Origin of the sequence: Kitasatospora sp. NPDC127121 (assembly GCF_042677305.1) — a bacterium.
GTDB lineage: Bacteria > Actinomycetota > Actinomycetes > Streptomycetales > Streptomycetaceae > Kitasatospora.
Genome location: NZ_JBHXTQ010000068.1, coordinates 38,140 through 49,016, shown reverse-complemented (window position 1 = coordinate 49,016; position 10,877 = coordinate 38,140). Strand labels below are relative to the sequence as shown.

Sequence of the window (10,877 nt, the reverse complement as noted above, 5' to 3'; positions counted from 1 at the left end):
CGCCGTCACAAGGACGGCGCCCCCTTCGGCGGCGCTCCAGGTCAGTCCTGGGCGGCCGCGGCCTCGGCGAACGAGGCGGCCATCACCGGCGCCACCAGGTCGACCTGCCACTGCCGGGCGCCGAGCCGGCGCAGTGCGGCGGCCACGCCCGTGGCGGCCGGATCGGCCGGCGGCTCCCAGGAGACCCGGCGCACCAGGTCCGGGGTGATCAGGTTCTCGGCCGGCAGGTTGTGCCGCTCGGCGAGGTCCGCGACCGCGGCGCGCGCCCCGGACAGCCGGGCGGCGGCCACCGGGTCCTTCTCGGCCCAGGCCCGCGGCGGCGGCGGCCCGTCGTGCGGCGCGGAGGCCGGCGGCAGCTGGTTCTCCGGGACTTCCCGGCCCCGCTGGACGGCCGCCAGCCACTGCTCCAGCTGGCGCCGGTGGACCCGCGGCCCGAAGCCCTGGACGCCCTGCAGCGCGGCGATGTTCAGCGGCATGGCCAGCGCGGCGTTGACGATCGCGGCGTCCGAGAGCACCCGGCCCGGCGAGACGTCGCGCTCCTGCGCCAGCCGGTCCCGGGCCAGCCACAGCTCGCGCACCACGGCCAGCTGGCGGCGCCGGCGGACCTTGTGCAGCTGCGAGGTGCGGCGCCACGGGTCGGTGCGCGGTGCCGGGCGCGGTGCGGCGGCGATCGCCGCGAACTCCTCCAGCGCCCAGCCGAGCTTGCCCTGGGCGTCCAGCTCCTGTTCGAGTGCGTCGCGCAGCTCGACCAGCACCTCGACGTCCAGAGCGGCGTAGCGCAGCCACGGCTCGGGCAGCGGGCGGGTGGACCAGTCGACCGCGGAGTGCTCCTTGGCCAGGCTCAGCCCGAGCACGCTCTCGGTCATCGGCCCGAGGCCGACCCGGGCGAAGCCGGCGATCCGCCCGGCCAGCTCGGTGTCGAACAGCTGCCGGGGTCTCATACCGACCTCGGCCAGGCAGGGCAGGTCCTGGGTGGCCGCGTGCACCACCCATTCGGTGTCGGCGAGGGCATCGCCCAGGCCGCTGAGGTCGGGGCAGGCGATCGGGTCGATCAGCGCACTGCCGGCGCCCGCGCGGCGCAGCTGGATGAGGTACGCGCGCTGGCCGTAGCGGTAGCCGGAGGCCCGCTCGGCGTCGACGGCGACCGGTCCGGTGCCCCCGGCGAAGGCGGCGACGGTGGCGGCCAGCGCCTGCTCGTCCGCCACGACGGGCGGGATCCCCTCCTTCGGTTCGAGGAGCGGGACCGGGGCTGCTTCTTCTGGGATGGCTGCTACGGCGTCGGTCACCCACCAAGGGTACGACGGTCCTCGCGGCCGGGAGTGTTGTCGGACTGGTCAGACCGGGTCCGTGACTATGCCACGGGGCCCGGGCGGTGGCCGAGGGGCACGGCTACGGCGGCCGAGGAGGAAACGTTCCTCCTCGGCCGCCGTGGCGGGGCCGTCCGAGGACTCAGTGGATGATGCCGGTGCGCAGCGCGACCGCGACCATCCCGGCGCGGTCGCCGGTGCCCAGCTTGCGGGCGATCCGGGCGAGGTGGCTCTTGACGGTGAGTGCCGACAGGCCCATCGCCACCCCGATCGCCTTGTTCGACTGTCCTTCGGCGACCAGCCGCAGCACCTCGACCTCACGGCCCGACAGCTCGCGGTAGGCGGACTGCTGCGTGCCCGGCGCACCGGGCGCACCGGGGGCTCCGTGGGTTCCGTGGGCGCCCGGCGCACCCACGGCGCCCGGCATGCCCGGCATGCCGGGGCGGCGCATCCGCCCGGCCAGCCCGGCGGCGCCGAGCGGCAGGCCCGGGCGGCCGGGCATCGCCACGTTGGTGCGGGTGCCCGTGACGACGTATCCCTTGACGCCGCCGGCCAGCGCGCTGCGCACGGCGCCGATGTCGTCGGCGGCGGACAGGGCTAGGCCGTTGGGCCAGCCCGCGGCGCGGGTCTCGGCGAGGATGGTCAGGCCGGAGCCGTCCGGCAGGTGTACGTCGGCGACGCAGATGTCGCGCGGGGTGGAGACCCGGGGGCGGGCCTCGGCGATCGAGGACACTTCGATCACGTCTCGGACGCCGAGCGCCCACAGATGGCGGGTGACGGTGTTTCGGACACGGGGATCGGCGATGACCACCATGGCGGTGGGCTTGGTCGGCCGGTAGGCGACCACGTTTGCGGGGTGCTCAAGAAGGACCGACACCAGGCCTCCTGCGGGGAGTGGCGGACGGAACCCCGAGGGGGCGGTCGGAGTGTTCCGCGTTCGGAAAGGGTCACAGTCTGCTTCGGCAGCTACCGTGCCCGGCTTTAGCGAAAGATCACGATCTAGTGAGTAACAATACGGACAAATCGCGCATATGAGTGATGCGACCCGTCCTGAATTCGCACAAAATCGATCAGATCTGGTGCTGATCGGTCGGTTTCAACCGGTTAATTGACCCAGAGCGGGATCGAAGTCACACTCCGTCAGCCCTGGGGGTGGCATCGGGGCCGCCGGGGCCGCCCGGCCCGGGGCGCCACTCCTCAGTGCGAACGAGGACGCCGCCGCGCGGGCATCGGGACCACCCCACCGAGTGACGGCACATCGGCCGGCGCCTGCGGGGCCGGCGCGGCCGGCGGCAGGCCGGCGCTGATGCACAGCAGGTCCCCCCAGGCCGCCAGGTGCCGCTCGAACCGGCCGTCGGCCGGCGTCCAGGAGGCCCGGATCTCGATCTCGGTCGAGGACGGGCGGTCCGCCAGCCCGCCGAAGTACTGCGAGGCGCAGTGGCTCACCGTGCCGGACGGCTCCGCGTACCCGGCCCCGTGCGCCTGCAGCGAGTCCAGCAGCCAGGCCCAGCCGACCTCCGAGAGCATCGGGTCGCCGGCCATCTCCGGCTCCAGCTCCGCCCGGGTCATCGTCACCACCCGGAACTCCCCGTTCCAGGCCTCCTGCCCGGCCGGGTCGTACAGCAGCACCAGCCGGCCGTCCGCCAGCTCCTCGCCGTCCACCTCCACCGAGGCGGTCACCGCGAACGCGTACGGGGCCAGCCGGCGCGGGGCCGGCGCGGGGGAGAGCTGGATCTCGGGCCGCAGCCGGGCGCCGTCGAGGGCCTCCACGGCGGCCCGGAACTCGCTCGGAGCCCCCTCCCGACCTGTTCCGCCACCTGCTCCGCCACCCTGCGCGGGGTGCCCGCCGACCGCTGCCATGACCCGAAGACTAGGTCGAAAACCGCGGTTAAGGCCGCAACTTCCGTCCGAGCGGCGTGCCGGAACGGCAAACCCGGCCAGATCTTGGAGGAACCGACGAGACCGGCCGGGAAGAGCGCCCCGAGGCGCATGCGAAGATTTGGACCGTGAGCGAGACTACGGCAGACACCACGGCGGCCACCCCCGACGGCCGGCCCACCCCCGCGCGCCGCGGCGCCGCGCACGACTCCGCGTTCCTGCGCGCCTGCCGGCACGAGCCCGTGCCGCACACCCCGGTGTGGTTCATGCGCCAGGCCGGCCGCTCGCTGCCGGAGTACCTGAAGGTCCGCGAGGGCATCCCCATGCTGGAGTCCTGCATGCGGCCCGAGCTGGTCAAGGAGATCACCCTCCAGCCGGTCCGCCGGCACAAGGTGGACGCGGCGATCTTCTTCAGCGACATCGTGGTGCCGCTCAAGGCCGTCGGCATCGACGTCGAGATCAAGCCCAACGTCGGCCCGGTCATCGCCGACCCGATCCGCACCGCCGAGGACCTCAAGCGGCTGCGCCCGCTGGAGCCCGACGACGTCCCCTACATCACCGAGGCCGTCGGCCTGCTGGTGGACGAACTCGGCGAGACCCCGCTGATCGGCTTCGCCGGCGCCCCCTACACGCTGGCCAGCTACCTGGTCGAGGGCGGCCCGTCCAAGAACCACGAGCACACCAAGGCCATGATGTACGGGCAGCCCGAGCTGTGGGCCGCCCTGGTCGACCGGCTCGCCGACATCACCTCCACCTTCCTGAAGGTGCAGATCGAGGCCGGCGCCTCGGCCGTCCAGCTCTTCGACTCCTGGGTCGGCTCGCTCGCCCCCGACGACTACCGCCGCTCGGTCATGCCGTCCAGCACCAAGGTCTTCGACGCCGTCGCCTCCTACGGCGTGCCGCGGATCCACTTCGGCGTCGGCACCGGCGAACTCCTCGGCCTGATGGGCCAGGCCGGCGCGGACATCGTCGGCGTCGACTGGCGGGTGCCGCTGAACGTCGCGGCCGAGCGGGTCGGCCCCGGCAAGGGCCTCCAGGGCAACCTCGACCCGGCCGTGCTGTTCGCCCCCACCAAGGTCGTCGAGACCAAGGCCCGCGAGGTGCTGCACGCCGCCCAGGCCCTCGGCGCCAGCGGCCACATCTTCAACCTCGGCCACGGTGTCCTGCCGTCCATGGACCCGGACGCCCTCTCCCGTCTCGTCGCCTTCGTCCACGAGGCCAGCGCCCGCTGACCCCGGCGGCGGGCTCCCTCCCGACCGGGAGGGAGCCCGCCGTGCCCAGTCCTCGCTCAGTCCTCGTTCAGTCCTCCGCGGGCTCTTCCTGCGGGCCGGACTCCGGGGGCGGCGCGGCCGCCGGGCGGCGCCGGCGCCACAGCCGGTACAGCAGCGCCCCCGGGGCGCCCAGCACCAGCAGGAACGGCGCCACCGCCGCGAGCCCCACCGCCAGGGCGCGCACGATCGCCACCAGTACGTGCCAGCCGCCGCCCAGCGCGGAGCCGACCGACGCTCCGAAGCCCTCGCCGCCACCCTTCGGCGGTGCCGGGGTGGGCGTCGGCGAGGCGGCCGTACGGCGCACGTCCAGCGTGACGGTCGAGAGCGAGGTCTTGCCGGCCAGCTCCTTCTGCTGCTTCTGCAGCGACTCCAGATCGGCCTCCCGGCGGCTCAACTCGGCCTCCAGCGTGGTCACCTCGCTCAGCGACTTCGCCTGCCCCATCAGGGCCCGCACCCGCTCCACGCTCGCCTGCTGGGTCTGCACCCGGCTCGCCACGTCCGCGACCTGCTGGGTCAGGTCGTCCGCCTGGCTCCTACGGGACACCACCTGGCCCAGCGCGGCCAGCTGGTCCAGCGTCTGCTGGTACGCGGCGGAGGGGATCCTCAGCGTCAGCTGGCCGCCCGCCTCGCCCCCCGCCGTGCTCCCCGGCCCGCCCTCCACCGCGCCGGAGACCGACTCGGCGGCGACGTAGCCGCCCGCGGCCGCCGTCAACTCCCGGGCCTTCGCCAGCACCTGGGCGACGTCCCCGGTCCGCAGCGTCAACTGCGCGGTGTACGCGATCAGCCGGTTGTCCGCGACCGGCTGGGCACTCGCCCCCGCCGCCGGCGCCGTCCCGGCGGCGCTCGGTGCGGCCGCCGGTGCCGCAGGTGCCGCCGGGGCGACGGCGTCCGCCTTCGCCGCCTCCCCCGCCCGGCCCGCACCGCCTGCGCTGCACGCCCCGACCAGCAGCACGCCCGCGGTCGCTACCGCCAGCGCCCCCGCCCCTGCCCGTCTCCCCATTCCGAAGCCCTCCCCAAGTCCGTTGTGAGATCTCCCCATTGGACGAAGGAACGCCCCGGGCGGACCCCGCCGGAAGGTCGCGACTCGATCACAGCTCGGCAGCGGACCGGACAACCTCGATGCCCGCCCGTCGCAGCAGCGCCGCCGTCACCCCGTCCCCGGGGCGCAGCTCCCCGGTGAACGTCCCGTCGTACACCCGCCCGCAGCCGCACGACGGGCTGCGCGCCATCAGCACCGCCCGCCGCGCCCCCGCGGCCTCGGCCGCCGCCAGCGCCGCCCGGGCCCCGGCCACGAACTCCGCCGTACAGTCCGCGCCCGTCGCGTCCACCACCCGGGCCCGCCCGTCCAGCACGTCCGCCCCGTCCCCGCCCAGGATCTCCGCCGGCGGGCGCGGGGTCGGCAGCCCGCCCGCCCCCTCCGGGCACACCACCACCGCCCGCCCCGCCTCGACCAGCCCCACCACGTCCGGCGAGGTCTTCGCCCGCCCGTCGTACCGACACGGCACCCCGGCCAGACACGCACTCACCACGATCGGTTCCATGGACCGACCTTACGGGGTGTGCCCGATCCGCTACGTTGGGGCCATGGATGAGCTGCCGGAGTGGATGTACGCACCCCGAGTCGAAGGCTGGTTCGCCGAGGACCTCGACCACCTGCCCGATGCGCCCAAGCACACCGAACTCATCGACGGCGCCCTGGTGTTCCGCAGCAGGCCCCAGTCGTTCTGGCACAGCCATGTCGGGTCGCAGCTGACCGCAGCACTGGACGGGCTGGTGCCGGCCGGGCAGCGGGCGACCGGGGGCATGACGATCACGCTGGACCGGCGCAGCCGCCTGGATTCGGATGTGCTGGTCACCGACGCGGACTTCGACCCCGATCGGACCTGGTTCGCGCCCGGCGAGGTCCCGCTCGTGGTCGAGGTCGTCTCCCCGGAGTCCGCGCACCGCGACCGTACGGTCAAGGTCCGCAAGTACGCCGAGGCCGGGATCCCGCACTACTGGATCGTCGAGGAGGAGGACGGCCTGCCGGTCGTGCACGTCTTCGAGCTGGAGCCGGCGACGTCCTCCTACGTCCCGGCCGGGACCTTCCGCGGCAAACTCGAACGCCCGGTGCCGTTCCCGATCACGATCGATCTGGACGGGCTGGTGCCGAGCGGGCGGCGTGCAGCGGATTGAGGGCCCGGTGTAAAGACCTGCGAGAATGCGAGGCATGTCGGATGCACAGGTCGTCGTCGTCGGTGGTGGGATCGCGGGGCTGGCTGCGGCCGCTTTTCTGAGCGGGGCCGCCGGGGGGCCGGTGCGTGCGCGGGTGACGCTGCTGGAGGCGTCGGAGCGGGTCGGCGGGAAGCTGCGGGGCGGCGAGGTCGGCGGGGTCCGGGTGGACCTGGGGGCCGAGTCGATGCTCGCGCGGCGGCCGGAGGCGGTGGAGCTGGCCCGGGCGGTCGGGCTGGGCGAGGAGTTGGAGCCGCCGACCACCGCGAAGGCCTCGATCTGGACGCGGGGCGCGCTGCGCCCGCTGCCGGGCGGGCAGGTGATGGGCGTCCCGGGCGATCTGGACGCGCTGGCGGCCTCCGGGGTGCTCACCGCCGAGGGGCTGGAGCGGGCCCGGCACGAGGGCGCCACCGAGGTCGGGGACGACGTGGCGATCGGCCGCTACGTCGCCGACCGGCTGGGCCAGGAGGTGGTGGACCGGCTGGTCGAGCCGCTGCTGGGCGGCGTCTACGCCGGGCGGGCCGAGGAGATCTCGCTGCGCGCCGCCGTGCCGCAGCTGCTGGCGATCGCGCGGGGCGGCGGCTCGCTGGTCGACGGGGTGCACGAGCTGGCCTCGCGGCCGAAGGTGGTCGGCACGCCGGTGTTCCAGGGCCTGCGCGGCGGGCTCGGCACCCTGCCGGAGGCCGTCGCCGCCGCCTGCCGGAAGGCGGGCGTGGACCTGCGCACCGGCACGTCGGTGGACGGGCTGCACCGCACCCCCGGGGGCTGGCGGGTGGTGACCGGCGGCGGCGAGGTGTTGCACGCGGACGCCGTGGTGCTGGCCGTCCCGGCGCCGGCCGCGGCCCGGCTGCTGCGCGCGGACGCGCCGGCGGCGGCCGCCGAGCTGGACGCCGTCGAGTACGCGGGCATGGCGCTGGTGACCCTGGCGTTCCGCCGGGCCGACCTGGCGGAGCCGCCGGCCGGCAGCGGGTTCCTGGTGCCGCCGGTGGACGGGCGGCGGATCAAGGCGTCGACCTTCTCCTCCAACAAGTGGGGCTGGCTGGAGCGTTCCGCCCCGGACGCGTTCCTGCTGCGCACCTCGCTGGGCCGCTACCGGGAGGAGGAGGCGCTGGAGCTGCCGGACGAGGAGTTGGTGGCCCGCTCGCTGGCGGACCTCGGGGAGGCGATCGGCCTGACCGCCCGGCCGTACGACACCGCCGTCTCGCGCTTCCGGGCGGGTCTGCCGCAGTACCCGGTGGGCCACCTGGACCGGGTGGCCCGGATTCGGGCGGCGGCCGCCGGGGTGGGGGGACTGGCGCTGTGCGGCGCCGCGTACGACGGGGTCGGCATTCCGGCCTGCATCGGCTCGGCGGCCGCCGCGGTGGCGGCCCTCGACAAACTGTTGACCCCTGCAACCGGGGAAGGTTCCACGGAGAGGACAATGGGCGCATGACTGAGACCGTTGAGCGGCAGCCGGAGCAGCAGCCCGAGAAGAAGAAGGCGCGCGACCTGAACCAGGTCATCCGCTACACCATGTGGTCGGTGTTCAAGCTCAAGGGCACGCTGCCCGAGGACCGCACGGCGCTGGCCGCCGAGGTGGACGAGCTGTTCGCCCAGCTGGCCGCGAAGGACGTCACGGTGCGCGGCACGTACGACGTGTCCGGTCTGCGCGCGGACGCCGACCTCATGGTCTGGTGGCACGCCGAGGACTCGGACGATTTGCAGGAGGCGTACAACCGCTTCCGCCGCACGGGCCTCGGCCGCCAGCTGGAGCCGGTCTGGTCCAACATGGCGCTGCACCGCCCCGCCGAGTTCAACAAGTCGCACATCCCGGCGTTCCTCGCCGACGAGCGCGCGCGCGACTACGTCTGCGTGTACCCGTTCGTCCGCTCCTACGAGTGGTACCTGCTGCCGGACGCCGAGCGGCGCGCGATGCTCTCCGAGCACGGCCAGATGGCCCGCGGCTACCCGGACGTGCGGGCCAACACGGTGGCCTCGTTCGCGCTCGGCGACTACGAGTGGCTGCTCGCCTTCGAGGCGGACGAGCTGCACCGCATCGTCGACCTGATGCGCGACCTGCGCCCCTCCCGGGCCCGGCTGCACGTCCGCGAGGAGGTGCCGTTCTTCACCGGCCGCCGCAAGCCGGTCAGCGAGCTGCTCAACGGCCTGGCCTGAGTTCCGCGGGATCGGTGAACGGGGTCCGCTTCGGCGGGCCCCGTTTCGCGTGTCACGTCCGGTGGGGGCGGAGGGCGGCGCGCAGGCGGGGGTCGGGGAGGACGGCGGGGCCGTTCATGGCGACGGCGGTGAGCAGTTCGCGCTCCTCGTCGTCGGCGAGGCCGTGCTGGCGGGCCGGGCGGACCTCGCGCAGCACCTCCTGGCCGACCGGGGACGCCCAGCGGGTGTAGGGGTAGACGTCGACCCGGGCCATCAGCAGGGTGCCCGAGGTGAGCACCAGCGGCAGCGAGAACCAGGCGAGCGGGGCGACGGTGTCACCGCCGGTGAAGCCGGTGAGGGCCAGCGCGGCGGCCAGCAGGAGGAGCGTCAGCAGCAGCGCGTGCCGTACCTGCCGGACCACCAGGACGGTGCTGCGCTGGACCAGGGCCGGGGTGGCCAGGCCGGCCAGCGAGAGCCGGGCGCCGATCTCCAGGACGGTCGGGTGCTCGGCCATCGCCCGGCGCAGCCCGTCGGTGCGGCACTGGCCGTCGGGGCCGACGGCGACGATGACCGCGCGTTCCAGGCGGCTGCGGCCCCGGGGGTCGACCACCGTCGTCCAGCCGGTGTGCGCCAGGTGCAGCCGGCCCCGGCCGGCCATCAGGACGAGGGCGAGTTCGACCACCCGGTCCGGGCCGCCGGCCAGGTAGGCCGTCTCGTACAGCCCGATCCCGACGGCCTCGGGCGGGCGCAGGCCGTCCGCCTCGGCCAGGGCGTCGGCGGTGGCGGTCGTCCGGACCAGCCGGAGACACGAGAGGACCGCCGCGACGCACGCCGGTATCAGGAACAGCAACCACATGGGCTTGTTGTATGCCTGGGCCGACGGCGCGGGGAACGGCTTCCCGGACCGCGATACCGAACTGTGACGTCAGGAGCCGCAGCCACCGCCGCCACCGCAGCTCGACGAGGACGACCCGCAACTGGACGAGGACGACCCGCAGCTCGACGAGGAGGAGCCGCAACTGCTGGAGCCGGAGCCGCAGCTGGAGGACGAGGATCCGCAGCTGCTGCTGCTTCCCCCACAGCCGGAGGAGCCGGAGTGGGAGGAGCCGCACCAGGCCGTGGAGCCCCCGCAGGAGGACCCGGACGAGCTGCACGAGCTGGGGGGAAAGCTGCTGGAGGAGCCCGTCGAGGAGGAGGCGGCGTAGGAGCTCGCGGCGGCCGACTTCATCGCCTCGTCCTGGGCGGCCGCGGCCAGCATCGCGGACTGCAGCTCGTCGTCCTCCAGCCCGGCGGCGGCCAGCCCGCCGAGTGCGAGGGCGCCCAGCAGCACGCCGCCGGTCGTCTTCGGCGACAGGCCGGCGCTCGGCGTCCACGGCGTGCCGACCTTCATCAGGGAGAGCTGGCGCCGCCCGGCCGGGGTGATCCGGCCCTTGACCGGCCAGGTGACGAGCAGGCTCATCCCGCCGAAGACCAGGAGCACCACCGGGACCCACGGTGCGGGGCGGTCGGAGCCGGCGCCGCCGTCGTCCAGCACGTGGGCGAGGACGGTCGAGACGGCGACGCCGAGCAGCGCGAGCCAGAGCAGCCGCCGGGCGGTGCGGGCCCGCCGCAGCCGCTCGGGGCGGCGCATCAGGCCGCGGTCGGCGAGCCGGTTGCCGATCTCCTGCACGGCGGCGGAGCGCATCACGGCCCGGCGCAGCGGGGCGAGTTCACGGCTGCCGCCCGGGCCGACGGCGTCCAGGACGGCCTGGTCGACGGCGTCGTACGGCTTGTGCCCGGTGAGGGTGACCAGGCCGGCGCGGCTGATCACGGCCCGCTCGGAGAGGTGCATCCGGATCAGGGCGGTGTCGAAGACCCGGCCGGGGCCGCCGGACAGGAAGGCGGTGTCCATCAGCGGCAGGCCGCGGCCCGGCAGGCCCCGGACGTGTGCGACGTGGCCGACCCGATGCTTGGTCCGGGACGCGTACAGCGAGGCCGCCACCAGCAGGACGGCGGGGATGACGAAGTAGGTGTTGTGCCACATGGGCGGGTTCCCCCCGAAGGTGTGCGGTGAAGACGGGTGCTCAGCGCCTGCTCA

General features: G+C 74.6%; 11 protein-coding genes. 4 read left to right on the top strand and 7 right to left on the bottom strand.

The annotated features are described in order from the left end of the window. Positions 1-41 precede the first annotated feature (41 nt). From ACFVHI_RS27910 to ACFVHI_RS27900, 3 genes are all read right to left on the bottom strand, one after another. Positions 42-1,286: a ribonuclease D gene (locus tag ACFVHI_RS27910; RefSeq protein WP_380343887.1), complete on the bottom strand. Its 1,245-nt coding sequence runs from the start codon at positions 1,284-1,286 to the stop codon at positions 42-44. Between the two features lie 163 nt (positions 1,287-1,449). Further along, complete coding sequence (locus ACFVHI_RS27905; RefSeq protein ID WP_063349472.1) at positions 1,450-2,184, bottom strand: response regulator transcription factor; 735 nt, start codon at positions 2,182-2,184, stop codon at positions 1,450-1,452. 320 nt (positions 2,185-2,504) lie between these two features. Beyond that, entirely contained in the window at positions 2,505-3,167 is a 663-nt protein-coding gene (locus ACFVHI_RS27900) for a DUF3000 domain-containing protein (protein ID WP_363368843.1), read from the bottom strand. Between the two features lie 146 nt (positions 3,168-3,313). Between ACFVHI_RS27900 and hemE the strand changes: the two genes are divergently transcribed. Further along, entirely contained in the window at positions 3,314-4,417 is a 1,104-nt protein-coding gene (hemE, locus tag ACFVHI_RS27895) for a uroporphyrinogen decarboxylase (RefSeq protein WP_380343884.1), read from the top strand. Between the two features lie 67 nt (positions 4,418-4,484). On the opposite strand, the gene ACFVHI_RS27890 is transcribed toward hemE, so the two are convergent. Both ACFVHI_RS27890 and ACFVHI_RS27885 read right to left on the bottom strand, forming a co-directional pair. Further along, a complete protein-coding gene (locus ACFVHI_RS27890) occupies positions 4,485-5,456 on the bottom strand; it encodes a DUF4349 domain-containing protein (protein WP_380343881.1) in 972 nt (323 codons plus the stop codon). Between the two features lie 88 nt (positions 5,457-5,544). Then, positions 5,545-5,997 carry a DUF523 domain-containing protein gene (locus ACFVHI_RS27885; RefSeq protein WP_380343878.1) on the bottom strand — a complete coding sequence of 151 codons (453 nt, stop codon included), beginning with the start codon at positions 5,995-5,997 and terminating at the stop codon, positions 5,545-5,547. 43 nt (positions 5,998-6,040) lie between these two features. Here ACFVHI_RS27885 and ACFVHI_RS27880 point away from each other — a divergent pair, with 43 nt between their 5' ends. The 3 genes from ACFVHI_RS27880 to hemQ are packed head-to-tail and all read left to right on the top strand — an operon-like array spanning position 6,041 to position 8,821. Further along, complete coding sequence (locus tag ACFVHI_RS27880) at positions 6,041-6,631, top strand: Uma2 family endonuclease (RefSeq protein ID WP_380343875.1); 591 nt, start codon at positions 6,041-6,043, stop codon at positions 6,629-6,631. Between the two features lie 34 nt (positions 6,632-6,665). Further along, complete coding sequence (gene hemG / locus ACFVHI_RS27875; protein WP_380343872.1) at positions 6,666-8,099, top strand: protoporphyrinogen oxidase; 1,434 nt, start codon at positions 6,666-6,668, stop codon at positions 8,097-8,099. Beyond that, positions 8,096-8,821 (top strand): hydrogen peroxide-dependent heme synthase, encoded by a 726-nt coding sequence (gene hemQ / locus ACFVHI_RS27870; RefSeq protein WP_063349479.1) that lies wholly within the window; start codon positions 8,096-8,098, stop codon positions 8,819-8,821. Before hemG ends, hemQ begins: the two co-directional genes overlap by 4 nt. A gap of 52 nt (positions 8,822-8,873) precedes the next feature. On the opposite strand, the gene ACFVHI_RS27865 is transcribed toward hemQ, so the two are convergent. Then, a complete protein-coding gene (locus ACFVHI_RS27865) occupies positions 8,874-9,656 on the bottom strand; it encodes a TIGR04222 domain-containing membrane protein (RefSeq protein WP_380343869.1) in 783 nt (260 codons plus the stop codon). Between the two features lie 69 nt (positions 9,657-9,725). Then, positions 9,726-10,823, bottom strand: a complete 1,098-nt coding sequence (locus ACFVHI_RS27860; RefSeq protein ID WP_380343866.1) for a TIGR04222 domain-containing membrane protein — start codon at positions 10,821-10,823, stop codon at positions 9,726-9,728. Between the last annotated feature and the right edge of the window lie 54 nt (positions 10,824-10,877).

What these genes read in the sequence shown, in the direction of transcription:
- ACFVHI_RS27860 (WP_380343866.1), bottom strand. Translation starts at nt 10,823, where the DNA reads ATGTGGCACAACACCTACTTCGTCATCCCCGCCGTCCTGCTGGTGGCG.
- ACFVHI_RS27900 (WP_363368843.1), bottom strand. Translation starts at nt 3,167, where the DNA reads ATGGCAGCGGTCGGCGGGCACCCCGCGCAGGGTGGCGGAGCAGGTGGC.
- ACFVHI_RS27880 (WP_380343875.1), top strand. Translation starts at nt 6,041, where the DNA reads ATGGATGAGCTGCCGGAGTGGATGTACGCACCCCGAGTCGAAGGCTGG.
- hemG (WP_380343872.1), top strand. Translation starts at nt 6,666, where the DNA reads ATGTCGGATGCACAGGTCGTCGTCGTCGGTGGTGGGATCGCGGGGCTG.
- ACFVHI_RS27890 (WP_380343881.1), bottom strand. Translation starts at nt 5,456, where the DNA reads ATGGGGAGACGGGCAGGGGCGGGGGCGCTGGCGGTAGCGACCGCGGGC.
- ACFVHI_RS27885 (WP_380343878.1), bottom strand. Translation starts at nt 5,997, where the DNA reads ATGGAACCGATCGTGGTGAGTGCGTGTCTGGCCGGGGTGCCGTGTCGG.
- ACFVHI_RS27865 (WP_380343869.1), bottom strand. Translation starts at nt 9,656, where the DNA reads ATGTGGTTGCTGTTCCTGATACCGGCGTGCGTCGCGGCGGTCCTCTCG.
- hemQ (WP_063349479.1), top strand. Translation starts at nt 8,096, where the DNA reads ATGACTGAGACCGTTGAGCGGCAGCCGGAGCAGCAGCCCGAGAAGAAG.